Below are 26,524 nucleotides of genomic sequence, written 5' to 3' on the forward strand. Positions count from 1 at the left end.
ATTCCTTTATAATATTTGAACTTTAGAGTTACTTAACACGCGCACTTTTAATATCTTATTGCTTTCTAAATTCTTAGCCTGAATGATTTGATTTAATGAGCCATTTTCTAAGGCTTTCAAGCTTGTTTCTATGCTGATATGCCCTTCTTTATACACCCCTACCACCATGTCGTTTTTACGCACAATAATTAGGGCTTGAGTTTTATTCGCACTTAAAAGCGTGTTAGATGCGATGAAATTTTTCGCACTCGTTTTTTCAATAGCACTCTCTAATAAGGGGTCAGAAAGAGTGCCAAAAAGAATGCGTTCTTTTTTGGTGTTACTAGCCGTAATATTTTCATCTTTTTTAATCGCATTCACACTTCTAAAAGCTTGAATACTCCCTACAATGCTATAACGCACCGGTAAGCGTAAATGCGGCTCATTCTCTAGCCTTAAAAACACGACCCCGTCTTTTTTGAGCTTGTTTGAAGTGCCTAACTCATAGCTTAAAATTTTAGCGTTAGAAAAACGCTCTGGTATTTCTAAATTAATTTTTTCAATTTCTAGTTTTAACTCTTTGTATTCTTTAAGATAAGTTTCTTTAATCTCTTTTTTAAGCGTGTTGAAATCTAGGGCTAATAACCCTTTTAAAACCATTAAAAAGAGAACAAGAATTTTCAAAACCCTTCCCTAACCTTTTCTAAAAATCCTTGCATAACCCTTTGGATACGCCCCCCAAAATTCACTTTCATACACTTTGTGCTATCTTCTATTGCAAGCACTCGCCCTGTGCCAAAAATCTTATGGCTAACCAAGTCCCCCACTCTAATAGGCGATACTTTTTTATCATCTTTATGAAGCAATTTAGCTTCTTTGAGAAATAAAGACGGCACACAAGGGGTCTTTCTACCAAAATACAAACGCTCTTTGACATAAGAGAGTTGTAATTCTTCTTTAGCCCTAGTGATAGCCACATAGGCTAAACGCCTTTCTTCTTCTAAATTATCTTCATCATTATAATCATTAAACCCCCTATGCGGAAAAAAGCCTTCTTCTAAGCCAATAACAAACACATGTTTAAATTCTAAACCCTTACTCATATGCACGCTCATGCAACTCACTTTGTGCGAAGTATCTGTGCTATAAACATCTAGCGTGCTTTCATTTAAAAAATCTAATAAGGAATGCGTAGGGTTAGTTTTAAAATGCTCTTTGACTAAGCCTAGAAGCTCTTCTACAAAGCCCTTTCTCTCTTCATAATTGTCTTCTTTTTCATAGCTTCTCAAAAGATTTGTTTCTTCTAAAAAACACTCGCAAAACTTCTCTACAGACACATTAAAAGCATCTCTTAAACGCTCTATCATAGCGATAAAATCTTTTAAAACCTGTTCGTTTTTAACGCTCAACTTACCTTTAAACACGCCCTTTTTCAACGCTTCTTCTAAGCCAAGCTCTTCATGGTCTAAAACAGAAAAGATGAGTTCTTGAGTGATTTTACCAATACCCCTAGTAGGCTTGTTTAAAATGCGTTTGACAAAAAAGCGTTCGCTTTCTTTAGCCACTAAATGCATGGTTGCTAATGCATCTTTAATCTCAGCCCTTTCATAAAAACTCACCGCCCCTATAAGTCTGTAAGGAATGTTTAAGGCATTCAAACTCTCTTCAACGCTACGACTAAGTCCGTTCAAACGATACAAAATAGCAATATCTTCTAAATCTTCGCCCTTGTTTAAAAGGGCTTTAATTTGATAAGCCACATTCAAACTCTCTTCTTTTTGCGTTAAATACTCTTTACAAACAACGCTTTTATGCGGACCCTTAAAACTCTTGAGCGTTTTATTGTGGCGGTTTTGATTGTGGCTAATGAGAGAATTTGCACACTCTAAGATTTCAGCACTTGAGCGGTAGTTTGTTTCTAGTTTTACTACCTTAGCCCCTTCATAATGCTTAGAAAAATTTAAAATATTAGAAATATCAGCCCCCCTAAAGCCATAAATACTTTGGTCATCATCACCCACCACACACAAATTATTATGCGTAAAACTCAGCGTTTTTAAAAACTCAAATTGTAGGGCGTTCGTGTCTTGATACTCATCTACCATAATATAATGGTATCGTTCGCTTGTCTCTTTAGCTAATTTTAAATTATCTTGTAAAATCTTAAGGCTTAGAACCAACAAATCATCAAAATCTACTAAGTTATCTCTTTCTAGGGCGTTTTGATAGCGTTCGTAAGCTTTATAACACTCTCTATCTTGCGTATCTAAACTTATCATGCGGTTTTTGATTTTAGAAATGCTCTCTCTATAATGGGTGATTTTGAGTTGCTTACAGAGTGTTTTAGCATCATCACTATCTAACAGAGAAAAATCGCACGCCCTTTTTAAAAGGCTCATGTGCTGTCTTAAAAACAACAAACCAAAACGATGGAAAGTGCAAAGCAAGGGGGGAATAAGGATTTGATTTTTCAATAATTTCAAAGCCCTTTCTTGCATTTCTTTGCTTGCTTTATTAGTAAAAGTAAGCGTTAAGGTGTTTTCACTAGGCACGCCACAAACACCGATTAAATAAGCCAAACGGCTTGTCAAAGTTTTAGTCTTGCCACTTCCTGCCCCAGCTAAGATAAGCATCGCCCCTTGAACATGGCATACTGCAGCTTTTTGTGCATCATTTAAGCTTTCTAAAATACTTTTTTCAAATCCCATTTATTCTAAAAACTCGCCCTTTTTCTCTTTAGTCAAACGCTCTTTCAAAAGGCTTGTATCAATTTCAAAATCAAAATAAGGCGAAGAAAAATTAGGGGTGCTAATGGCTAGAAAATGGTTCAAGGCCGATTTCAAATCCCCCTTTCTTTGATACAATAGCCCTAAGGCATAACGGATATTTTCATTTTTTGGTTCATCTAATTTGCCAAGTTCTAGCAATAAAGCGGCATTGTCATAATGACCTTGTGCGATGTGAGCTAAGCTGGCAAAGATTTTTAAGCGCGTGTCATTGTCTCTAAGCCCCTCAATCAAATTTTGATACAACGCGCTCGCTTTTTCATACTTGCCTTGAAAAAGGCTCACTAAAGCTAAGCTTTCTAGCCAATCATTTGGGGCTTCAGTTTCTTCTAAACTAGCGATTTTCTTTTCTAACAATCTCTCTTGCCTGTCTAAATCCCCCACAATAAATCCCATGTAAGCGTAGAAGTTACGCCCTAAAATGGGACCTAACATGGTTTGTGCCCAATCAATCTTATTAGAATCTAGTAAAGTATAAATACTCAAAGTATGACGGATATTTGCATCATAATAGGAGACGATTTCATAAAAGATATTAGAAAGCAAATCTTTAGGAAGCATTTTCTTTAAACGCCCAAAAGATTCTGTAACTAATTTTTTATCCTTACTCTCTTTAGCAAATACCGCTTGAATAGCGTAGTAAAAAGGAAGTTTTTTAGGGGCATTTTCAAGCCAATCCATATCCCAATTAGTGCGGTGATTTAAATAAGCTATCAATGAATATAGCAAAGCTTTTTGTGTAGGACTAGAAAAATCTTGATTATAAAAATTCTCTGTGATTTCTCTCAAAAACTCTGCGCTGTCCTCATGGGTAAAATGCGATGCCATGATGGCAAAAATCGCGCTCAAATAATCCGCCGAATTTAAATGAAAAGCCCTTAAAAAATGGAAATACGCTTTGTGGTAGTTCTCTAATTGTGCATAAATCAAACCCACATTATAATGAACGAGTGCGTTATTGGGGCTGTTTTTTAAAGACAAATTAAAAAAATAAAGGGCAATATTTAAACGCTTTTTTTCTAGCTCTTTTAACCCCTTAAGGGCGTTTTTATCTGCTATAGCCATTAAGCGCCCCCTTTTTAAGGCAACACTTGCCCCCTCTAAATCTTTTTGTGTTTCAGAGTCTAAGAGAAACAGCCCTTCTTCAATCACACCTAAAGTCTCTTTAGAGTCTAAGACCTTAAAAGGGGCATAATAGAATAACAAACGATAGATAAAATCCTTTCTCCCTTCAAGATATTGGGTATTCCAAAAACGCTCCTTAGCCCTTTCTTTGTCTAAAAAAACAGAGTCTATCATAGGCTTGATAGGGTAAAAAGAACTTGCTAACAGCATGTCTTTTTGCGTATAACTAGCTAGTTTTAGGGCTTCACTAGCACTAAGAGTATCGCCTTTTTTCAAGCTGACTAATTCTAAAGCCATTAAAGCCTTTAAGTCATTAGGGTAGTAGTGTAAAAAGCGTTGCACATGCTCTAAAGCCTGCTTATAATTCCCTAAGCGAGCTTGTAAAAGCCCTAAAGTCAGCTCATCTTGAATATCTGCACTCTTTTGTAATTGCGTATAAGCATTTTCTTCATCTTTAAACATTAAGAACAATTTAGACGCTAAGCGTGCGTTGGGTTTTAAAAAAGCGTTTGAATTAGGATGCATTAAAGGTGAAAGAGTTTCAAAATACTCTTGTGCATAATAAGATTTGAGGGCATATGCATACGAATAAAAAGACTTTTTATAGTCTTTATATAAAGTCTCTCTTGCAATTTTTAAATAATGATAATACAAATCTGCATCTTGTAAATGATAAGCCGTAACTAATGCATCTATCGCATTCACGCTCGCATTTTCTTTTGAAGCAATGCCAGAATCAAACAAATCTAAAGCCCCATTAAAATCTTTTTCTTTAAATTTAATTACCCCTAAATTATGGCTTGCAATACCTTGCGAAAAAGAAGCGATTTTATCAAATAAATGCAAGGCTTCATTTTTTTGCCCTTGTTCATATAAGATACTAGCCTTTTTTATCATAGCATCCACTTGAGTTTCATCGTTTCTTTTTAAAGAATCTTTCCCTATCAAATCAGGTAAATCAAGATTTTCTATTTGCCCATCAGATTCTTTATTATTTTTATTGCTAGTAGCAATATCGCTATTAGTCGCACTAGCTGTGCCGACAGAAGTTTGTGCAGAAGTTTCTTTATTCTCTTTAGTTTCTTTATGCCCTACAAACAAGCTCAAAGCAATGATAATAGCTATAAGCAAAACCAAAATCCCAAGAGAGATATAGAGCTTTTTTTTATCTTGTAATAGTTGCTTAAAAAACTCTTTAGGACTTTTTAATTTGTTAAGGGTCTGTTCTAAAGCCTGTTTGAAAGAAGGTATTTTAGAATCAGTGGTGTTTTTGGAATTTTGCTCTTCATTTAGCATAGGCTAACCTACAAATATTTTTCTAATGCCTTAGGAATGCTAATACTACCATCAGCAAGCTGATGGTTTTCCATTAAAGCGACCATAGTCCTACCTACCGCTAAAGAAGAACCATTTAAGGTATGGACTAATTGATTTTTTTTGTTTTCTTTAAAACGAATTTTAGCCCGCCTAGCTTGAAAATCTCTTGTGTTAGACACAGAGCTAATCTCTCTGTAGCAATTTTGTCCGGGTAACCACACTTCAATATCTATGGTGTTACTCGCACTAAAGCCTAAATCCCCACCGCATAATTGCACAAATCTATGCGGTAATTCCAAAGCCCTTAAAATAGAGCTTGCACTCTCTAGCATATGTTCTTGCATTTTATCGCTCTCTTTAGGGTGCGCAATAGCGACTAACTCCACTTTATCAAATTGGTGTTGTCTAATCATGCCCCTTGTGTCTCTTCCAGCACTACCTGCCTCACTTCTAAAGCAAGGCGTGTGAGCGGTCATTTTAATAGGAAGTTTTTCAGATTCAATGATGGTGTCGTTATATAAATTAGTGAGCGTTACTTCAGAAGTGGGGATTAAATACAAATTTTCATTTTCTATTTTAAAAACATCTTCTTCAAATTTGGGTAATTGCCCGGTTCCAAAAAGCATTTTTTCATTCACTAAAGCGGGCGTGTAGATGACTTCAAAGCCATTTTTTTCATTAAAATCTAGCATTAAGTTAATGAGTGCTTTATAAACCTTAGCCCCAAAACCCCTGATAACAGAAAAACGGCTTTTGGCTAATTTCACGCCACTTTCAAAATCAATCCAGCCATTGTTTTTTGCGAGTTCAAAATGCTCTTTAGGTTTGAAATCAAAAACTCTAGGGGTTAAGATTTTTTTAATTTCTACATTATCTTCTTCATTTTTGCCTAAAGGGGTTTTTTCATCTACAAGATTAGGCATTTTGGAAAGTTCAAAATCAATATCACTCTCTAGCCTACTAACAATTTCAGAAAGGGTATTTAATTTTATTTTATTATTTTCTAGCTCTTTTTTTAACCCACTCACATCTTCCTTTTGAGCCATTTTGATACCAAATTCTTTAGACACCTTGTTTTGAAAGGCTTGCAAGCTTTCTAGTTCTATAAGTTGCTTTTTATAGTCGACAATGATTTCACGCAAATTACCTAGCTCATTCTCCATAATATCATTACGCTTTTTTAAAGAAGTAGCCACCTTTTCAAAATCTTGTAATAAAAGTTTTTTATCAATCATTCAACCCTCTTTAATCGTTCTAAAATGCCATAGTCTAGCCCATTCATCTATATCATCTTTATGAATTTGTGTGCTTAATGCCCCCATTTTACCTTGTAAAGAATTTTCAATTCTCCCATTAGGTAAAGCCACAAAGCTATCCCCATAAAATTTCCACAAAAATTCGTTTTTTTGCTCTTTTTCTACAACCACTTGGCGATACGCTCCGATTCTGTTGGCTCTCACCACCACGCAAGATGCACAAAATGCACGCATTTTACACAAATGCCGCCACCTTTCATTAGACTCAAAAGTCGCCACACTACTTAAAAGCACCACATCTACGCCCTGATTTTTAGCTTGAACCCATATTTCATCAAAATGAGCTTCAAAACCAAACAAGGGGGCGATTTTTAACTTCTCTTTTTCAAACACAAGCAACTCTTTAAAATCCGTTTTTTCATTGTCAAAAAAACTCTCTTCATCCCAGTGCGAATAAGGAATCAAGCGTTGTTGCGTGTAGTATTGAACGCCTTCTTTAGAAATTAAAGCGATTTTTTTATAAATTTTATTTTCTTCTTCTAATAGCACCGGAGCTGAAATAATTAAGTCTAGCTTCTCGCAACTCTTTAATAAAAATTCAATCGCTCGTTTGGATTGATGCGTAATTTCAGCAAATTCTAACGCCATGTTATGGTGGAAAAAAGGGTTAATCACATATTCAGGCAACACAACCACACTCTGTGGTGGGGCTGAGTTTAATAATGATTGCATAAGATTTTCTTTAAAAGACTCTAGCTGTAAAGCAATAACTTGCACCACTAACCCCTTTTAATCAAGTGTCTGTAATTTTTCATATTCTAAATGAGCGTCTGTTAAAAGCTTTTGAGCTAGAAGTAACTCTTGCATGCCCATTTTATACCACTCTATGCCTTCTTTTAAGGACAAATCAGGGGCATTCAAATGCTCTATGGCTTGCTCTAAGGCTTGAACATGCTCTTCAAAGCTTTTTTCAACGCTCTTTTTGGAAGTGTTTTTAACATTCTTTTTGGGGGGTTTCTCTGTTTCAAACAAGCAATTTTGCATTATCAGTCCTTTAGCTTTATTTCTTTCTAATGAGCATGGTGGTGGAAATTTGAGCCACTGAATCTTCAGTCCTTAAAATCTCAAGTCCTGTGCTTTCTAACTCTAATTTCAAACTTTCTAAACTCAAAAACCCTTCAATGGATTGTGGCAAATAAGAATAGGCTTCATAATTCTTGCTAATAGCTCCCCCCACTAAGGGCAAAACCTTATTCGTGTAAAAACCTGAGATTTTATCCAGCCAAGTAGGGTGGTCTTTTTTTAAAAATTCTAAAATAACCAAAACGCCCCTGGGTTTTAACACTCTAGCAAATTCTTTCAAAGCAACTTGTCTCTCTACTACATTACGCAATCCATAAGCAATAGAGAGAATATCTACGCTATTATTTTCAATACCTTCTAAATTCTTAGCTTCAGCTTGAATAAACTCCGCTCCTTCTTTAAGCTTTTTTTTCGCCACCATAAGCATGTTATTTGATGGGTCAATCCCTATAGATTTTTCAAAATGCACCTGATGTTTCAAACCCACTTCTTGCCATGCTAAAAGCATATCTCCCGTCCCACATGCCACATCTACAAGTCTCAAAGACTTCTTGCTCTCTAAAAACAAAAACGCTTGCTCGCAAGCTCTCTCTCGCCATTTAATATCCATTCCAAAACTAATCAAACGATTTGCTTGGTCGTAAGAACTCGCTATATCATCAAACATGCTGATGATTTTTTCTTGTTTTTGTTCTAAATTCTTTTCACTCATTTTTAGGTCTTTAAAAGGGCTTGACAACCACTAAAATCACAATCCCTATGAGCAAAATCGTAGGCACTTCATTAAAAATGCGATAGAACTTCCCACTCCTTTTGCTAGGGTCTTTAGCTAAATCTCGCATGCACTTCTTACAATAAAAATGATAGATTAAAAGCAACAAAACAAGAAGCAACTTAGCATGCAACCAGCCCCCACTCTTAAATAACAAAGGGTTTGCTAGTAGCATTAAAATTCCTGTAATGAGCGTAAAACCCATAGCTGGCGAACTGATAAAAGTGTAGAGCTTCTTTTCTTGAATTTTGATAATTTCTACAAACTCATTTTTATGAGCGTTCTCTGCATGATAGACAAAGAGTCGCGGCAAATAAAATAACGCCGCCATCCAAGAGACAACAGCTATAATATGAAAAGCCTTAATCCATAAAAAATACTCGTTTAAAAAACCCATCCATTCTTCCTAATAAACTTTAATTTGTGCTAGAAACACTTCTAAATCCTGTCTTGCACCGCTAATTTCTACTTCCACGCCTTGAGCTGAAAAATTCTTTTTATTCAATTGTAGGCTAAATTTCTTAACTTCACGCTGAAGGCTATCTAATTCTTTGTAAGAATAATGAGCGTTAAATGTTTCTAACTCCACAAAATCTTTGAAAGCATTCTCTATTTTAGCGTTTTCTACACATAATAGCACACTATTTGCATAAGCTTTCATCAAGCCCCCCACCCCTAAAAGCGTACCTCCAAAATAACGCACACTTATCATGCCTATATCCATTAAATTTTCTCGCCTTAAAACATTGAGCATGGGCATTGCTGAACTCCCTTTAGGCTCGCCATCATCACTAAAACCCTCCGTAATTTTGCCCTTTTTTTGAAAGCGAAACGCCGTTACAAAATGCACCGCCTTAAAATGCTCCTTTTTCAAATGAAAAAGCGTTTTTTCAAAATCATCAAAAGGCACAAGATACCCTAAAAAGCGTGAAGCTTTGACTTGGTGCTTAGAAGTGATAAGTTTTTTAAGCGTTTTCACAAGCTTTCTTTAAAGAGCCAAGCTTAAACACACTCCCTACAAAACTCACTACAAAAATCCCCCAAAGGGCGTAAAAATGGCTTGCCACATCAATAAATTCAGCATGCATTTGATTCAATCGCCCTAACAAACTAATCCCATGATAAGCTGGCACTACTTGAGTCAAAGCCTGTAAATAAGGGGGCAAGGATTCAAAAGGCCACACAAAACCCATCATAAAAATTAGGGGTAAAGAAGAAATCAAAATAATTTGAGTGGTATAGGCTTCATTTTTTATCCAAGTGCCTAAAAAAGTCCCTAAGCTTAGAGTTGAAAGCACAAAGACTAAGCTATTAAAAAACACCATTAAAGCACTCGCATGCCTTTCAACTCCATGAATAGAAAATAGCACCCCAAAATACAGCAAAATAAAAACACTAAAAACTCCCATAAAGACCAAAAGTCTTGCACACAGCCTTAAAGCAATTTCTCCTTTATTCAATGAAATAAACTCCAAACGCTTGGAGCTAGCAAACATGCTTGTTGCGATTAACATCACTTGGTGTAAGATGAAAATAAACACGCTAGAAAGGGCGTAATTCAAATACCCTTCACTAGGATTATAAAGAGCGATGGGTTTGATTGTAATGCTATTAGTGGTGAGCAAGGCTTCTTCTCTAATGGCATTATTTTTGAACTTGATTTGATTATTAAGAGCATTAACACTCTCAACGATGACATTCGCCAATGTGCCATAAATCAAAAAGTAATTTGAATTAGCATAAAAATCTATGGTTACAGGCACTCGCTTATAGATATTCGCTTCAAAATGACTGGGAATGTGCAAAATCCCATAAATTTTTTCTTCTTCTAAAAGTTTCTTAGCTTTCAGCATAGAAGGGCTAAAAAACGCAATGTTTAATTCATTAGAGCTTTGTGCCATGAAGGCTAATTTCCTAGAAAGCGATGAATTGTCTTCATCTACGAGGGCAATCTTTTGTTGCGTTACAATATCCTTTAAATAGGGCAAAGGGTATAGTAAGCCATAGATTAAGGGTGCTCCTATGACAATCAATAACACGCCCTTATGAGCAAAAATCGCTCTCAATTCTATTAAAAGGATTTTTAAAAAATTCATGCGTTAGCCTTATTCCTTTTGAAGAAAAGATAAAATAACAAAAGCCCTAAAACAAGAAAAACTAAAAAAGGCACAAGATTCATCAAAGAGTGGATAGACTCTGTCAAATCAGTCCTATAATACGCTTCCTGTAAAAAAAACTTCATAAAATGGCTGATAGGTAAGCAATGACTCCAAAAGCTTCCAAAAATTTCCATGTTGTTTTGCGGATAAGTAACCCCAGCAAAAGCAAAGCTTGGAGCGGTATACACCCCAATTGCACCAGCCACTTCAACAGCATTGTGTAAAATGCTATAAGCTAATACCACAAACCCACTCATAATTAATGCCATTAAAACCACCGCTAAAAAGACTAATGACAAATGCGTGTAGTTTCCATCCATGCCAATGAGATTAAAATACAATACCATAGCCACTCCCCAGAAACTAAACACAAACACATTAGCCAAAATACCCACCAAAAGCTCATGCATGTTAGAAGTTTTTTGAATAAAATTGAGCATGCCAATAGCAATGAGTATGAGCCACATGCAAGGCAACATCACGCTTAAGAGATATTGCGTGTAGTTATTTTCTTCATTATATAAAGCATGCAATTTAATCAAAATAGGCATCGCTTGAGCTTTTGCTGAATCCAAATTAGAGTCCCTTACTAAAGCCTTTATCGCTAAAGATTTTGCATCTAAGGTCAAAGCGGTTTGTAAAAAGGCGTTTTTGAGTGTTTTTCCTACTAGGACATATTCAGCGTTGTAGTAAAAAGGCAAGTCAATATCACGCCCCATTTTAATTTGGCGTTCTAAATCCTTAGGCAAAACTAACGCTCCATAAACTTCTGCAGAGTTTAAAAACCGCTTAGCTTCTAAAAGGCTTGGCACATAAGTTTTGATTTTAATCGCACTTGTAGCGTCTAATTCAAACGCTATCTTGTGGCTTGTAGTCGTTTTGTCTAAATCCACCACCACAATAGGAAGCCCTCTAGGAATCCCTTGCTTAAAAATTTGCTTACCCAAAATCCCTAAAAAAAAGGGCAAGACAAAACATAGCACTAGTAAAAACTTGTCTTGTAAAAGCCATGTGCCTATCAATCTAAACAAAGTAATCCTTTAAGGCTTGATAGTTACTAACACACTCATTCCCACCCTAAAACCTTCTAATTCTTCTAAGGGGGTGGCTTCTACTTCATAACTCTTCATATCATAGCTGTTAGAACCACTTGTCGCCTTCCAGGTGGCAAAATCTCCCATAACGCTCAAATACTTGACTTTAAATTTCGCAGTCTTTTTCAACGCTGGAATATAGCCTTCAAATTCTTTACCCACTTCAAAATCGCTCAAATATTTTTCAGGCACACTAATTTTTAACCAGCTATCTTTCAAATCTATCATTAAAACCACAGGAAAACCCTTAGGACTAAGCTCGCCACTTCCTAAAAGCACATTACTCACTTCCCCATCAATAGGAGCTGTAGCTTTTATATCCTTTAAATACGATTCTACTTCATTCACTTGTCCTAAAGCCGCACTCTCTTTAGCCTTAGCAGCGATTTTACTTTCTTTGCTCGCCCCTTCTAACGCCATTTTATATTTTTGATAGGCGGCACCTTCATTGTATTTAGTGCTTTGATAGGCCGCATAGGCTTCATCACGCTTCTGCAAGCTGGCTACACCGCTATCGTATAAATCTTGAATCCGCTTATAAGTCTCTTTAGCCAAAGTGGCTTGAGATTTAGCTGCTTGCCAAATATCATGGGCTGAAATGATGGTCTCATCTCTTGCCCCCTTTTTCACTTCATCACTTAAAGCTTTTGCTGCCTTATGCCCCGCCTCAGCTTGAGCAAGCTTTGCCTCTAACTCAGGGCTAGAAATACTAAAAGCTAAATCGCCCTTGTTAATCCTATCGCCCTTTTTCACAAAAACCCTATCAATGCGTCCAGGCACTTTGGAACTTACGCTATATTCTCTAGCTTCTAAAAACCCTTGTAAAACTTCGGCCTTAGGGCGATAAGCTAAATAAAAAAGCACCACTAACACCACTAATAAAACCCCACCCCCCACTACAATGACTTTTTTTCTGTCTAACATGCTTTTCCTTTAATAAACATAATCATAAAATAACTCCATATGGTCGCTTAATGCCATTAGATTTGCTAAAGAAACGATGTATTTGTAAGCCACACTCTTTTGCTCCACCATGATAGAAGAGAGCGTGTTTCTAGCGTCAATGACTTGAGCGTTTGTGCTCAAACCTTGCATAAAGGCTTGCTCTTGGAGTTTAAGATTTTCATTAGCTAACTCAACGCTAGAAATCAAACTCTTATATTCTTTCAAAAAAGAAAGGGTTTGTTTGTAGGTTTTACTCACTAATAACTCCATATCTTTTTTAGCCTGAATACGCTCGCTATTGACTTGTAACTCAGCAAGCTTGCTGGCCTGATACTTTTGAATGCGTCCTGTAGGCGAGAGAATCGGCATGCGTCCTGCCACACCCACAAACCAATTAGGAATCATATCTTCAAAAACGGAGTTATTTTGCTTCATGATATAAGAACCAAAAAAACTCACTTGGGGTAAGAACTTAGAAATCTGTAATTTAGTGTTTTCTTTAGAAATTTGAACCTGATTTTCTAAAGTTTTTAGGGCTGGATAGGAATTAAGCGTAGAAGAAACAAACCAGCTCAAATCCGGTAGGGCTTTATCAGCATGGATATTTAAAGTCTTTGAAGGCAGTAGATTATCCTTGCTAGATAAAATGGAATTAAAAGTGAGTTGCGAAACTTCTAACACATCTTTAGCCTTAATACTAGCAATATGGGCTTTATCATAGGCTACTTGAGCACTCAAAGTCTCTACCTTCGCAATTTGCCCTACTTTTTGCATTTTGAGAGCGTTTTGGAAATGTTTGTAATGCCCTTTTTCAACATCTTCTAAAACATCTGCAATTTCAGTATTCAACACCATACCATAATACACACTCACTAATTCTTGAAAGGTGGAGAGCTTTTTTAAGCGATACGCCTCTCTAGCATCTTTTTGCATCAAATCCGCAATACGCACCATAGAAAACCTTGCTCCGCCCATATAAATGGGATAGATGATACTCAAAGCCCCAAGCACGACATTTTGTTTAGAGAATAACAAGGGAGCTCCTAAAGTGCTAGCCAAAGTGCCAAAACCTTGCATAACCCCTTGCATACCAGCTTGAATTTGGGGGGTTATCATTTGGGGGGGGACACTATGTTGAATGCCCTGTAAGCCTTGATTGATTTGTTGAGTGGCTTTTTGAACGCCCGCTTGCTTTTGCTTAGCAAAATCCATTTTAATGGGGTTAGAGAGATACACATAAAAAGCACTCAAATCAATTTGGGGTAAAAAAGAGAGCTTAGCCGCTAATTTCAGTTTGCTCGCACGCTTGATGCCGTATTCTTGTGCATGCAACCCTTCGTGGTTAGACAATACCCTATTCCATGCGTTTTTCAAAGAAAGTTTTTGGGCGTTAGTTTCTAGTTCATCTTTAGCAAGCGGGTTTGAAAGAGAGCCATTTGAAGCGCTTTGAGCGGATTCTTCAAGGGCGTTTAAAGGGCTATTTAGTAACAAGCTCAATAAAAAGATGGTTGTTTTTTTCATGCTAATTCCTTGTCTTCTTTGGTCGCCTTTAAGCGTTTAATCCTTGCCCCATCCACACTCAATACTTCAAATAAATATCCATGTGAATTAATCGCATCGCCTTCTATAGGCATGCGTTCTAAAAGGCTAAAAATATACCCTCCAAGGGTTACTTGCTCACATTCTTTATCAAATTCAATGTGTAGCACTTCTTCTACGCTCTCTAAATCCAGCATGCCATCTAGCTCAAACACGCCTTCTTCAAGCTCGCTCACGCCTTCTTGCTTCAGGTCGTATTCATCACTAATATCCCCCATAATCTCTTCAATAATATCTTCCATAGTGAGTAGCCCAGCTGTGCCACCATATTCATCAATCACCAAAGCGGTATGAATTTGTTCTTTATTCATCTTAATGAGAATTTGAGAAATTGATGCACTTTCTGGAACAATAATCATCTTTCTGACTAATTGTTTGAAGTCATGCATTTCTGGGGTAAAAATAGAGCGAGAGAGCAAGTCTCTAATATGCACCATGCCGATAATATTGTCCTTAGAGCCTTTGCAATAAGGGTAGCGAGTGAAACGGCTTTTTAAAACGATATCAATATTTTCTTCATAACTATTTTCTTCGTCCAAACAAACCATGTCTTTTCGTGGGGTCATAATCTCTTTAGCACTCGTATCAGAGAAGTCTACGGCATTTTTAATGATTTCGCCTTCTACAGAATCAATTATCCCTTCTCTTAAGCTTTCACCCACAATGATTTTTAACTCTTCTTCAGAATGCGTGCCTTCATTTTCTTTAGGGTCAACCCCCATTTTTCTCAAAAAGAAATGAGCAATCACATCAAACAAACGCACGATAGGATAAAACGCCACCCAAAACACATGCAAAGGGCGTGCGATAAAAAGAGCTGCTTTTTCGGATTTAGCAATGGCTAAGGATTTTGGCACAATCTCACCCAACACCACATGCAAAAAAGTAATGCTCAAAAACGCTACAACTACACTTAAAGAATGGATAAATAGGGGGCTACTTCCCAAATCTATAGGCTCTAATAGTGTGGCTAGCAATCTCGCAATAGCAGGCTCACCCACCCAGCCTAAGGCTAGTGAAGAAAGTGTTACACCTAATTGAGTTGCACTCAAATAAGTATCTATTTGCTTACTCATATCCAAAGCAAGCTTAGCATTTAAATTGCCCGCTTTAACTAGCTCTTCCAAACGGGTTTTACGCACCTTTACAAGGGCAAACTCTGAAAGCACAAAAAAGGCGTTCAACAACACTAAGAAAAAAGCGGCCATCAACATCAGAATCGATTCAGACGGGTCCAAATAAGCTCCTTGATTCCTCCCCCATTCTCAAAAAATCTAAAATCATATAAACTATAAAATGCCAACATTTTAACATAAAAGATTAAGCTTAACTTTAAAGATACCCTTTAATCTTTGATGAAGCGAGTGTTTTAAAAAATAAAATCATCTCAAGAAACCCATAGAAAAAACTTATAGGAATCTTTCTATATACACTAACGCCATAAAAAGAATCGCTCCTAAAAGTGCCGATACAGGCACTGTTACAATCCAAGCTGTAACAATCTTTTTTAATACTGAACGCTTAATCACTTCTTCTTTATACACTTTCTTAAGTGATTTTTTTTCTTTCTTTTTTAATTCTAAAGCAATAGCGGTGTTCTTATTTTTTTTCAAGCCCTCTAGCATGAGCGATTTTTCTTTCAAACTAGCCTTATCAAAGCGGTTCAAAAAGCCTTCAATTTCTTCTAAATCTTCTCCAAAATGTGCGGCTACAATGCTATCTCTTATCTTGTAAAAACGCCTCCTTAATTGCTCTCTTAAAAACCCTACTCCAAATACCGCTCCAATGACAATGTGCGTAGAGCTTACCGGCAAGCCTAATTGAGACGCTAAAAGCACGGTAATCACTGCAGAGAGTGCAATACAAAAAGCTTGCATTTTATCTAGCTCTGTGATTTCAGAGCCAACCGTTTTAATGAGCTTTGGTCCATACAAGCTTAAACCTAAAGCAATTCCAGCTCCCCCTACCACCATAATCCACAAAGGCACAGAGCTTAAGGTGTTCCCTATAGGAGTATTTGCATCTCCTAAAGCTTGACTAATAGCAGCTAAGGGACCTATAGCATTAGCCACATCATTAGCTCCATGAGCAAAGCTCAATAATGCAGCCGCAAAAATCAAAGGAATGTTAAAAAGTTCATTAATACTCGCATGGCTATTTTCTATCATAGGGGCTTTTTTCAACACATAGCTCCTAAAAACAACAAAAATAAAAAGAGCCAAAAGCAACCCCAAAACAAGTTGAAGCCCAAAGCCCACTTCATAAAAACGCTTCAAAACCTTCAAAATCAAATACCAACTAAACGACACGCTCATTAAGGCCACCAAGTAGGGTACAACCTTTAAAGCAGCACTCTTTTTATCTTCTTTATAAGCAATGGTTTTTTTAATCAGCATTAAAAGCAACATCGCAATCACGCCCCCCATTACAGGCGAAACAACCCAACTAGCCACAATGCCTAATAAAAAATTCCAATTGACTACAGATATGCCTGCAGCTGCAATTCCAGCCCCCATAACCCCCCCAACCACTGAATGCGTGGTTGAAACAGGGGCTCTTACTAAAGTGGCTACATGCAACCACAATGCCCCACTAAGCATGCCCGCAAGCATGACTTTAATAAAAATAGGTGCATCACTAATGAGTTCAGGCGAAACAATACGCCCCTTAATCGTAGAAACCACTTCCCCCCCAGCAATAATCGCCCCAAGCATTTCACAAATTCCAGCAATGAGTATCGCTCCAGTTATGCTAATGGCTTTAGAACCTACGGCAGGTCCGACATTATTAGAAACATCATTAGCCCCAATATTCATGGCCATATAGCCCCCAACTACAGCTGCAAACACTAACAATAATCCCTTAGAGCTAGCTTGCCCAAAAATAAGGGCCAGTAAGGCTACGCCCACAAGAAATGCAACCGCAAAAGCAATTTTAAGAGTGTCTTTTTGAAGTTTTTTAGAAGCTTTTTCAAATTCTTTGATGCTTTTAATTTCCATAATCGTAATAACAACCTTAATTTAAGTAGCCCTATTCTATCCAATTACCCCTTGACCCGCTCTTAAAAATTAGTTTGCTCTGTTTGATAAAAATGGCTCATTATATGGTATCTTAGAGTAAAATTTTAAAGAGAGTTACTAGAATGATAGAATTTAGTGATGAAGATTTACAAAAACCGGTGCATATTGTCATAGAAAAAATCCGCCCTTACTTGCTAAAAGATGGGGGTAATGTTGAAGTGCTAGGTGTAAAAAGCATGAAAGTTTATGTTACCTTACAAGGGGCTTGTAAAACATGCTCTAGCAGTAAGGTAACTTTAAAAAATGTGATTGAAAGACAGCTCAAGGTGGATATTCATCCTAATTTAGAAGTGGTCTGTTTAGAAAATGCTAAAGATTTTCAAAGGCTTTGACCCAAAGGATTAATAAGCGTGCATAAATTTGATTATGAGTTTAAAAAACGAGCGTTAGTTAAAAACGGCTTTTTAGCTTTCAAAAAAAACCACTATTCTAGGGCGTTACGGCTCTTTTCTGAAGCACTCTTTTTAGACACAAGCGACAACAAGGCAAAAGTAGGGGCGTTACTAAGTGATATTGCCCTAGACTTTCCTAAAGAAGCCCATAGCTTTTATGAACTCTATCAAAGCCTTATAGCTATGCAAAAACGAAGCCTTAAACACCAGGCTGAAGAACAAATCCTAAACCTTATTGCTTCTTTTGATGAAGGGCTAAACAAAATGACTGAAGCCATAGACACTCAAATCCACCAAAAAGGCGAAGAGTTAAATGGTATTTTGTATGCAGATTTCAAACGCTTGAGTTTGGAGCGTGGCTTTAAAGAAGCGTTTGAAGATTTGATGTTTAGCACAAGGGTAATTTTTGACAACAAAGAAGATTTTTATCAATTTTTACAAGAATTGAACCATTATGGCTACCATGAATTAGCGATAAATTACATTGAAAACATGCATGAAGGCTCTTACATCCATGACAGCTTTTTGTGTGCCATTTTAGAAGAAGCACTTAAGCATGTTTAATCCTAAATTCAAGGCAAAATTTTGAAACTCAAAAAATCACTTGTTTATAAAAACCATACTTACTCCTTTTTAAGTGATGACACTAACGAAGTCTTAAAAGACCCTAATAATACTCTCTTTGTCAAAACCCCCCTAAATGAAAAATACGCTCATTTGATTGAAGAAAAAAACCTAGCCATTTTAGATTTTAACGAGCTTAAAAACTATTTTGATTTTAAGATTAAGATTATAGGCATCACAGGCACTAACGGAAAGACCACTACAGCAAGTTTGATGTATTCTTTACTCTTAGATTTGGACAAAAAGGTCGCTCTTTTAGGCACAAGGGGGTTTTTTGTCAATGACAAACGCTTAAAAGAAAAAGGCTTAACCACCCCCACTCTTTTAGAACTCTATAACAACTTAGAGATAGCCATGTCTTTAGAATGCGAATACTTTATTATGGAAGTTAGCTCACATGCAATCGCTCAAAATCGCATTGCTGGGCTTAGTTTCTCTCTTAAAATTCTCACTAATATCACCAGCGACCACTTAGATTTCCATGAGAATATAGAAAATTATAGAGACACTAAAAACAGCTTTTTTAAAGATGAGAGCTTAAAAATTATCAATAGAGATGAAAAAAACGCCCTTTTTAATCCTATTAACGCTCACACTTACGCCCTAGATAAAAAAGCTCATTTAAACATTCAAGCTTTTTCATTAAATCCTTCTATTAGTGCGTCCTTATGCTATCAAGACAATTTAAGAGAGCCTAAAATTATAGAAAATGCTTTAGCTTATTCCCCACTTTTAGGGCGTTATAATCTTTATAATATTCTAGCTGGGATTTTAGGGGTCAAATTACTCACACAACTTCCTTTAGAAACTATCACGCCTTTATTAGAAAATTTTTATGGGGTCAAGGGGCGTTTGGAAATTGTGCATTCTAAACCCTTAGTCATCATAGATTTTGCCCACACAGAAGATGGCATGCAACAAGTCTTTGAAAGCTTTAAAACCCAAAAAATTGTCGCTCTTTTTGGAGCAGGGGGCGATAGAGATAAGACTAAACGCCCCAAAATGGGAGCGATGGCAAGTTACTACGCTCATAAAATTATCTTAACTTCAGATAATCCAAGAAGTGAAAATGAAGAAGAGATTATCAAGGATATTTTAAAAGGCATAGACAAAAACGCTCATTCTAAGGTTATAGTAGAAACAGATAGAAAAGAAGCGATTTTAAAGGTTCTACAAGCCTTAAAAGATGATGAAGTTTTATTGATTTTAGGCAAGGGCGATGAAAGTATTCAAATCTTTAAAGACAAAACGATTTTTTTTAGCGACCAAGAAATTGTTAAAAACTATTATCAAAATTTAAAACAAGGATAAAACATGCAAGAATTTAGTTTGTGGTGCGATTTTATAGAAAGAGATTTTTTAGAAAACGATTTTTTAAAGCTTATTAATCAAGGGGCGATTTGTGGAGCAACAAGTAATCCAAGCCTATTTTGTGAAGCGATTACTAAAAGTGCGTTTTATAGAGATGAAATTACTAAACTTAAAGGTAAAAAAGCTAAAGAAATTTATGAAACTTTAGCTTTAAAGGATATTTTACAAGCTTCAAATGCTTTAATGCCCCTATATGAAAAAGACCCAAGTAATGGTTACATTAGCCTAGAAATTGACCCTTTTTTAGAAGATAGTGCGTCTAAAAGTATTGATGAAGCCAAACGATTATTTAAAACTCTAAATCGCCCTAATGTGATGATAAAAGTTCCAGCAAGCGAAAGCTCTTTTGAAGTCATAGAATCTCTAGCCAAAGCTCTCATTCCTATTAATGTAACTTTAGTCTTTTCGCCTAAAGTCGCTAGTGAAATTGCCAAGTTACTAGCTAAAGTAACACAAAAAAGAGCAGTCATTAGCGTGTTTGTCTCACGATTTGATAAAGAACTAGACTCTCTTGTGTCTCAAAATCTACAAGCAAAAAGTGGCATTATGAACGCTACAGAATGTTATTATGAAATAGAAAAACACGCCAATCATCTTACAAGCACTCTTTTTGCATCTACTGGGGTTAAATCTAGTTCTTTAGCTAAAGACTACTATATCAAGGCTTTATGTTTTAAAAACTCTATTAACACCGCTCCCCTAGATGCCTTAAACGCTTATTTACTCAATCCAAATACAGAGTATCAAACCCCAACAAGCATAACAGAAATTGAAGCGTTTAAAAAAGAATTAAAAAAAGAAAACTTGGATTTAGAAAATGTCGCTCAAAAACTTCTTGATGAAGGCTTAGTGGCATTCAAACAATCCTTTGAAAAGCTTTTAAGTAGTTTTTAAATAATTTTTTAAGGGTTTTTTAGATAGGATAAACCCTTATTTTAATTTTAAAGGATTAACATGTTAGAAGGCGTTATTAGAGAGAGTATTACTAAGGCTAATGCCAAAGCTTTAAAAAGAGATGGCTATCTAATCGCAAATGTCTATGGTAAGGGGATTGAGAATGTCAGCTGTGCGTTCAAATTAAACCCTTTCATCAAATACCTTAAGGAAAAGAAACATTTGATTTTTCCGGTGAAATTAGGGGATAAAACTTATGAAGTCGTGGTTCAAGAATATCAAAAAAATCCTGTAACCAACGAGCTTATCCATGTGGATTTACTCGCTGTAACCAAGGGCGTAAAATCTAAGTTTAAAGTTCCGGTTAAGCATCACGGCACTCCGGTAGGCTTAAAAAACAAAGGGATTTTAATGCTCTCTAAAAAGCGTGTGCGTGTGGAATGCACTCCAGAGCATTTGCCAGATTGCTACCTAGTAGATGTAACTTCTTTAGATGTGAATGAATCTATCTTAGTGCGTGATTTGGAAAAACACGAAAATGTTAAGATTTTAGACAATGATTCTATCGCTGTAATTGGCGTGATTAAGGCGAAGTAATTTAAAAATATGACGCTTTTAGTAGGTTTAGGCAACCCTACTTTGCGTTATGCTAATACCAGACACAACGCTGGTTTTGACATTTTAGACTTGCTTGTTAAAGAGCTCCAACTTAGTTTTACTTTTTCTTCCAAGCACAACGCGTGCATATGTGTTTATAACGATTTTATCTTGCTTAAGCCCCAAACTTACATGAATTTGAGTGGCGAAAGTATCCTAAGCGTTAAAAATTTTTATAAACCCCAAGAAATTTTAGTTATCCATGATGAATTAGACCTAGCTTTGGGCGTTATGAAGTTTAAAAATGGCGGAGGGAATGGGGGGCATAATGGCTTGAAATCCATTGATTTGCTCTGTTCTAATAGTTATTATCGTTTAAGAGTGGGTATTTCTAAGGGGACTAATGTTACTGAACATGTGCTTTCAAAGTTCAGCAAAAACGAAGAATCTCTAAAAAACGCTGTGTTTGAGCATGCTAAAAATGCCTTAAAATTTTTTATAGAAACAAATGATTTTAACGCTACACAAAATCGTTTCACCCTTAAAAATCCTTTGATTTTAGAGAGCTAGTAATAATGCTAGAGAATAACTTAAAAAGCATTTTGATTAAAATTTTTAAGAAACTTAATCCAAACACTCTTTTAAAAATCTTGAAAAAAATATTTTTCATTAAAACTATTTTTTTATACATGAAATTCAATTCTTTAGAAAAACAAGCTTTAAATGATTTTTTATTTTTAAAAAACCTTAATTTTAGTATTTTTAAAGAGCCTTATCAAAAAAATACCTTCACTAAAACTTTTAAAAAAATATTTTTTACTAAAAATTTTAAAAATTCTATTGATTTTTTTAATTTTAAAAACCCTTTTTATAGGGGCTTAAATGCGTTTGTTTAGATTTGTAGGGTGGTATTATTTCAAATACTTTCTCATTGTGCTTTTAGCCTTAGAATTGTTTTTTGTAAGTATTGATAGCTTGAAATACGCTGACAAAATGCCCGATTCTGCAAACATGATTATCCTATTTTTCACCTACGATATATTATTTGCTCTCAATTACACTTTGCCCATTTCTTTGCTTTTAGCAATGGTTCTATTTTATATCTCATTCATCAAATCTAATCAATACACCGCACTGCTCTCTATTGGCTTTTCCAAACGCCAGATTTTAAACCCAGTGCTTATCATTAGCTTTTTTTTCACTTCTATTTATGTGGGATTGAATGCAACTTCTTTTGTATATATGGAAGAAAAAACACAAAATCTCATCTACAAAGAAAATTTTTCAGCTACTTCAGAGCATTTATTAGTGAAATACAATAATGATTATGTGTATTTTGGCAAGATTAATCCGTTATTGCAAAAAGCTGAAAATATCAAAGTTTTTCGCCTAAAAGATAAAGTGTTAGAGTCTTACGCTGAGGCTAAAGAGGCTTTTTTTGAAGGCAAGTATTGGATATTGCATGATACTACAATTTATAGCATGCCTTCACATTTTGAGCTTGGCACAAACGCCTTAAAAACTACTTATTTAAAAACCTTTAAAACGCTCAAAAATTTTCGCCCCAAAGTCCTAGACACCATTTATCAAAATAAACCCGCCGTTTCTATTGCAGATGCCATTTCTTCTTTGCATGCTTTAATGCGACAAAACGCAGATACCAAAAAAGCACGAGCCTTTTTATATGTCTTTGGAATTTTGCCCTTTTTTGTGCCGTTTTTAGGTGTTCTAATCGCTTATTTTTCGCCTAGCCTTGCTCGCTATGAAAACCTAGCCCTTTTAGGGCTAAAATTTATCATTATCACACTCGTTATTTGGGGGCTATTCTTTGCTTTAGGAAAATTCAGTGTTTCAGGCATGTTCTACCCTGAAATTGGTGTGTTGCTACCATTTTTCTTATTTTTAGGCTTAAGTTGCTACTATCTTAAAAAACTCAATACAAGATTATAAACAAATATAATCTATCTCTTGAATCCAATTTAATCTGCCTGAAAGAGACTTTTTGACCATAATTTCGTTAAAATGCATTCAAAATATCATGCCCACTCGCAAAAAGGTTTGAATTAAATGCTCATTATCTCAAAAAGTGTACGGTTTTTAGCCCATGCTGTTTTCAAAATCCTAAATAAGATTTTACCCCATAAAATTAAAAATTATTTTGTTTCCCTAACACTAGAACATTTTCAGCAAGAATCTTTTGGCATACTCCATAAAAGTTTAACTAAACCTGCAAACCATAGGCGTAGTTCTCGTTTTTCAGACGACACTACTCTAGATAATCTCAGTTCTCAACAACTTGAGAGTTTCTATAATAATCTTTTCAAAATCATCAATAATAGAATTAAAAATTCCGAAGAAGAAGCGCTTATAATTGTGGCCAATATCATCCAAATGATGACATTTAGAACTCTTGGCACTAAAGAAAAACTTGCAGAAGGTGTGATGGATAAAGCTTCCTTAATGGGAATAAAACTAAGAACTATAGAAAGCTTGTTGCCCAAAGGATATGGAATTATCAATATAAGGAATTGCCTTTTAGCATTCTGTGATATTCGCTTTAGCAAACTGCAAAAACTTGATTTTCTTATCCACAACTTACTCTTTTTGCAAAATTTACAAGTCAAAAATCCCACAACTTCTGATACTATCTCTCTTTTAGAAGTAAAAACCCTTACTTTTCATAGTGCAAAAACAGGGGGGGGGGCGTACCACTTCAGTTTTGGAATCGCTAACACCTGGCTACCTGAAGGATTACTAGAAATCAAAATTGAGTATGAAGAAGAAGAGAAAAAACAATTTCTCTACAAGATGAAATTTTGTGCCTTAGACAATGAATATCTCCTTGTCTCTTGTATACAAGGCACTAAAGACTTACAAGAAAAACATTATCAATTCTTTTCTGAATATTGTAAAACCAAACCTAATTCTTTCTTAATTGGTCTTGCTAAGGTGTCAAGCAAGCTTTTAGGCTATTCCAAGCTGTTTGGCATTCCTAATGATGGACAAATTTCTACCCATCTAAAAAGAATTAAGGGCGAAAAGTGTTTTAACTATGATGCTTTCTTCAGTGGCTGTGATGGACAATTGACAGAAATAAAAGGGCTTTCTTATTGGAATATCCCCTTAGAAAAAAAAGCACAAAAACGCTCGAGCAAACGGAATGCTAGAAGAAAGGTATTAGAAATCTTTAAGCAAGATTTAGAAAAAATCCTTGTTTTGGATTAAAATCTTTCATTTTATTGTATTCATAGTATAAATTCTTTTAAAAATCTTAAATTTTAAGCTTAAATAAAAAATTCCCTATTATAATGCGTATGAAAATTATTATCAAAGGATTTCAAATGGCCGACTTTGCAAAAAATATAGAGATTGTGCTTGATGACAAAACTTATGGCTTGCACTTGGTTTTTCACAAAGGCGAAGCCTATCCTGTTATAGGAGCTGTGAGTGGTTCTATTACAGCGAGTATTGATTCTTTAGGGCGTATTATCTTTGTCCATCATGGAGTGCATTTGGCTCTCACAGCTCCTGATAGCGTTACAGGACTTTATGGCTCAAGCACTGAAAAATGGGATTATCTAACCTTTCGCCCTGCAGTGTTGAATGACGATAACCAACGCTTCATTATTAGAGACAAGAAAATTCTTACTGCTAACAAAGAATTTATCCTTAAGGTCTATAAAAACACCCTATATATTTCTAAAAATGCTTTAGACTACTATGATTTTCATTTGAGCGATAAAAGCGCCCATTTCTTAAGCCATCCAAGCGAAGTGTTTAATTTTAGTTTTAAAACCCCTATCTCATGGCTTTATGAAGAAAAAGGGGTTGTATATTATGTAGAGAGCAAACGCTCTGCGCTTGATTTTATTACTGAATATTATTATAACCCTATCACAGGACATATCGCACAATACCATAAAGAGAGCGGTGAATTGTATGGTCTAACCTCAAGCTCAAACATTGATACATGGGAATACATTCATTTCCAACCTTGCAAAGATGAGATGACCACCAAAGAAAAAGAAAATAACAAAAATCAATTTTTCCAACTCTTACTTGTGGATAATAAAGCCATTATTTTAGATGCTTATGGAAATAATTTGCGCGTAAAAACTTATGGACCTTATTGGGGTGTGCCTTATTTTGTTAACCCTTCCTATGCTAATCAAGATGACGCTAACACGCCCATAGATTATTTCTATTTGGATAACGCCATTAGCGATTTGTCTCGTTTCACGCATAAAAGCCTAGAAACTTGCTCTAAAGGTGCACCACAAGCTCCGATTTTAGACCCTAGACTTGCTCACAGAAAAACTAGCCGTGAATTATTGGGGCTAGGGAATGACTTTCAACTCACAGATGCATGGAAAAGACGCTTGCATGCCATTGCGACCACTTGTATTCGTGGGGTAGTTAGTCGTATTGGAATGTGTGGGGTATGCCTTTTACAAAGCTATCAAATCGTTTTAGAACTCTTGCGTTATACAGACAATCCTTTGCAAAGTGGCGGAGCCTTATTTGACACAAGAGAAAATACTGACCCTTTTATCTCTTTCACTTCACGCTTTCCGGGGCTTGCCCTAGCTTTAGAAATTCCGGGCGAATTTATTCGTAGAGTGAGCGACCCCGCTTACATGCCTACTCGTGCCGCACATGCCCATACCGGTATGAGCTATACCATGTTAGCTGGGTATCAAGTCAGCACAACCCCCATGTTAGATTCAACACAATTCCCCACACGCCTAAATGAAATGTTGCATGCAGAAGCTGGAAATGTGTGGATTGTATTTGTTTATAGCATTGATTCATCAGGACGCACTAACCAAATGGTAGGGCATGCCTTACCATTTGTTCGCACAAGAGATGGGCTGATTGCTATACGCACTAACACGCCAAATAGAACCTATGAAAGCTATGCACATGATTTATTCCCTTTGAGAGATTTGCGTGCTATCTTAAATGTGCTTACCACAGGATTTAACCATACCATTAGATATGTCCAACTTGTGCATGTAGACCACCCTATAGCTAACCCTTTTAGCCAGACTCTAACATGCCATTCTTTCGCACAAGCTTCACAATAAACATCTTAAAGCGCTTGAGTATCCCTAAATAAAAATAAAACTTTTATTTAGGATAGTGTATTGCTTTTTAAGGCTTGGTTTGATACATTTTACAATACAATAATTAAAGAGTTACTCAATGCAAAAAATGATTATCAAACTAGAAACTATCCAACAATTATTTAGTTCCCTTAGCTGATACCACATCATAAGGTAGCTAGTGGAAAAATTTAATCTAAACAATCGTCGCTATATTGGTTCAAAAACCAAACTCATAGAATGGATATTTAAGGAATTTTTGAAAAAACTTATATTATTGCAACAATGTCGATTTTTATCATGTTTTTGCTATAGTATCCGTTACAAAAACAAAATTTTATAGGAA

At 35.9% G+C, this 26,524-nt stretch carries 25 protein-coding genes and 1 pseudogene; 11 read left to right on the top strand and 15 right to left on the bottom strand.

Annotated features, from left to right (window positions below; all coding sequences use genetic code 11):
• Positions 1 to 6: 6 nt before the first annotated feature.
• The 15 genes from flgA to HCD_RS04455 form a co-directional block, all read right to left on the bottom strand.
• Positions 7 to 663: a flagellar basal body P-ring formation chaperone FlgA gene (flgA, locus tag HCD_RS04385; protein ID WP_014659386.1), complete on the bottom strand. Its 657-nt coding sequence runs from the start codon at positions 661 to 663 to the stop codon at positions 7 to 9.
• Positions 660 to 2,687 (bottom strand): DNA helicase UvrD, encoded by a 2,028-nt coding sequence (gene uvrD, locus HCD_RS04390; RefSeq protein WP_014659387.1) that lies wholly within the window; start codon positions 2,685 to 2,687, stop codon positions 660 to 662. The genes flgA and uvrD overlap by 4 nt, the downstream gene beginning before the upstream one ends.
• The gene (locus HCD_RS04395; RefSeq protein ID WP_014659388.1) at positions 2,688 to 5,186 is read right to left on the bottom strand and encodes a tetratricopeptide repeat protein; all 2,499 of its coding nucleotides are present in this window, start codon (positions 5,184 to 5,186) and stop codon (positions 2,688 to 2,690) included.
• A gap of 8 nt (positions 5,187 to 5,194) precedes the next feature.
• Positions 5,195 to 6,442, bottom strand: coding sequence for a serine--tRNA ligase (serS, locus tag HCD_RS04400; protein WP_014659389.1), 1,248 nt, complete (start codon positions 6,440 to 6,442; stop codon positions 5,195 to 5,197).
• Positions 6,443 to 7,240 (bottom strand): carbon-nitrogen hydrolase family protein, encoded by a 798-nt coding sequence (locus tag HCD_RS04405; RefSeq protein WP_014659390.1) that lies wholly within the window; start codon positions 7,238 to 7,240, stop codon positions 6,443 to 6,445.
• A 12-nt stretch (positions 7,241 to 7,252) separates the two neighbouring features.
• A complete protein-coding gene (gene xseB / locus HCD_RS04410) occupies positions 7,253 to 7,507 on the bottom strand; it encodes an exodeoxyribonuclease VII small subunit (RefSeq protein ID WP_014659391.1) in 255 nt (84 codons plus the stop codon).
• A gap of 16 nt (positions 7,508 to 7,523) precedes the next feature.
• Complete coding sequence (gene ubiE, locus HCD_RS04415) at positions 7,524 to 8,258, bottom strand: bifunctional demethylmenaquinone methyltransferase/2-methoxy-6-polyprenyl-1,4-benzoquinol methylase UbiE (protein ID WP_041594903.1); 735 nt, start codon at positions 8,256 to 8,258, stop codon at positions 7,524 to 7,526.
• A gap of 10 nt (positions 8,259 to 8,268) precedes the next feature.
• Positions 8,269 to 8,715, bottom strand: a complete 447-nt coding sequence (hemJ, locus tag HCD_RS04420) for a protoporphyrinogen oxidase HemJ (RefSeq protein ID WP_014659393.1) — start codon at positions 8,713 to 8,715, stop codon at positions 8,269 to 8,271.
• A gap of 9 nt (positions 8,716 to 8,724) precedes the next feature.
• Complete coding sequence (locus tag HCD_RS04425) at positions 8,725 to 9,297, bottom strand: YigZ family protein (protein WP_014659394.1); 573 nt, start codon at positions 9,295 to 9,297, stop codon at positions 8,725 to 8,727.
• Positions 9,284 to 10,414: an ABC transporter permease gene (locus HCD_RS04430; RefSeq protein WP_014659395.1), complete on the bottom strand. Its 1,131-nt coding sequence runs from the start codon at positions 10,412 to 10,414 to the stop codon at positions 9,284 to 9,286. The genes HCD_RS04425 and HCD_RS04430 overlap by 14 nt, the downstream gene beginning before the upstream one ends.
• Positions 10,411 to 11,508, bottom strand: a complete 1,098-nt coding sequence (locus tag HCD_RS04435) for an ABC transporter permease (RefSeq protein WP_014659396.1) — start codon at positions 11,506 to 11,508, stop codon at positions 10,411 to 10,413. The genes HCD_RS04430 and HCD_RS04435 overlap by 4 nt, the downstream gene beginning before the upstream one ends.
• 9 nt (positions 11,509 to 11,517) lie before the next feature.
• Complete coding sequence (locus HCD_RS04440; RefSeq protein ID WP_014659397.1) at positions 11,518 to 12,495, bottom strand: HlyD family secretion protein; 978 nt, start codon at positions 12,493 to 12,495, stop codon at positions 11,518 to 11,520.
• Between the two features lie 9 nt (positions 12,496 to 12,504).
• The gene (locus HCD_RS04445) at positions 12,505 to 14,037 is read right to left on the bottom strand and encodes a TolC family protein (RefSeq protein WP_014659398.1); all 1,533 of its coding nucleotides are present in this window, start codon (positions 14,035 to 14,037) and stop codon (positions 12,505 to 12,507) included.
• Positions 14,034 to 15,329 (bottom strand): hemolysin family protein, encoded by a 1,296-nt coding sequence (locus HCD_RS04450; RefSeq protein WP_041594825.1) that lies wholly within the window; start codon positions 15,327 to 15,329, stop codon positions 14,034 to 14,036. Before HCD_RS04450 ends, HCD_RS04445 begins: the two co-directional genes overlap by 4 nt.
• Before the next feature lie 195 nt (positions 15,330 to 15,524).
• Positions 15,525 to 17,114, bottom strand: coding sequence for an inorganic phosphate transporter (locus HCD_RS04455; RefSeq protein ID WP_014659400.1), 1,590 nt, complete (start codon positions 17,112 to 17,114; stop codon positions 15,525 to 15,527).
• 143 nt (positions 17,115 to 17,257) lie between these two features.
• Here HCD_RS04455 and HCD_RS04460 point away from each other — a divergent pair, with 143 nt between their 5' ends.
• The 11 genes and pseudogenes from HCD_RS04460 to HCD_RS09540 form a co-directional block, all read left to right on the top strand.
• The gene (locus tag HCD_RS04460) at positions 17,258 to 17,527 is read left to right on the top strand and encodes a NifU family protein (RefSeq protein WP_014659401.1); all 270 of its coding nucleotides are present in this window, start codon (positions 17,258 to 17,260) and stop codon (positions 17,525 to 17,527) included.
• A gap of 18 nt (positions 17,528 to 17,545) precedes the next feature.
• The gene (locus HCD_RS04465; protein ID WP_014659402.1) at positions 17,546 to 18,151 is read left to right on the top strand and encodes a hypothetical protein; all 606 of its coding nucleotides are present in this window, start codon (positions 17,546 to 17,548) and stop codon (positions 18,149 to 18,151) included.
• A 21-nt stretch (positions 18,152 to 18,172) separates the two neighbouring features.
• Positions 18,173 to 19,522, top strand: a complete 1,350-nt coding sequence (locus HCD_RS04470; protein WP_014659403.1) for a UDP-N-acetylmuramoyl-L-alanyl-D-glutamate--2,6-diaminopimelate ligase — start codon at positions 18,173 to 18,175, stop codon at positions 19,520 to 19,522.
• Between the two features lie 3 nt (positions 19,523 to 19,525).
• Positions 19,526 to 20,476, top strand: coding sequence for a transaldolase (locus HCD_RS04475; RefSeq protein ID WP_014659404.1), 951 nt, complete (start codon positions 19,526 to 19,528; stop codon positions 20,474 to 20,476).
• Between the two features lie 60 nt (positions 20,477 to 20,536).
• Positions 20,537 to 21,073 (top strand): 50S ribosomal protein L25/general stress protein Ctc, encoded by a 537-nt coding sequence (locus tag HCD_RS04480; protein ID WP_014659405.1) that lies wholly within the window; start codon positions 20,537 to 20,539, stop codon positions 21,071 to 21,073.
• A gap of 9 nt (positions 21,074 to 21,082) precedes the next feature.
• Positions 21,083 to 21,643 (top strand): aminoacyl-tRNA hydrolase, encoded by a 561-nt coding sequence (gene pth / locus HCD_RS04485; RefSeq protein WP_014659406.1) that lies wholly within the window; start codon positions 21,083 to 21,085, stop codon positions 21,641 to 21,643.
• Positions 21,644 to 21,648: 5 nt separating this feature from the next.
• Positions 21,649 to 21,969 (top strand): hypothetical protein, encoded by a 321-nt coding sequence (locus tag HCD_RS04490; RefSeq protein WP_014659407.1) that lies wholly within the window; start codon positions 21,649 to 21,651, stop codon positions 21,967 to 21,969.
• Complete coding sequence (locus HCD_RS04495; RefSeq protein ID WP_014659408.1) at positions 21,956 to 23,023, top strand: LptF/LptG family permease; 1,068 nt, start codon at positions 21,956 to 21,958, stop codon at positions 23,021 to 23,023. The genes HCD_RS04490 and HCD_RS04495 overlap by 14 nt, the downstream gene beginning before the upstream one ends.
• 117 nt (positions 23,024 to 23,140) lie before the next feature.
• Entirely contained in the window at positions 23,141 to 24,298 is a 1,158-nt protein-coding gene (locus tag HCD_RS04500) for a DUF535 family protein (RefSeq protein ID WP_014659409.1), read from the top strand.
• 116 nt (positions 24,299 to 24,414) lie between these two features.
• On the top strand, positions 24,415 to 26,160 hold the full coding sequence (locus tag HCD_RS04505; protein ID WP_014659410.1) for a DUF1561 family protein: 1,746 nt from the start codon (positions 24,415 to 24,417) through the stop codon (positions 26,158 to 26,160).
• A gap of 199 nt (positions 26,161 to 26,359) precedes the next feature.
• Positions 26,360 to 26,428 (top strand): annotated as a pseudogene (locus HCD_RS09540) (type II methylase); the annotation flags it as partial.
• Positions 26,429 to 26,524 lie beyond the last annotated feature (96 nt).

Origin of the sequence: Helicobacter cetorum MIT 99-5656 (genome assembly GCF_000259275.1) — a bacterium.
GTDB classification, from domain to species: Bacteria; Campylobacterota; Campylobacteria; order Campylobacterales; family Helicobacteraceae; genus Helicobacter; species Helicobacter cetorum.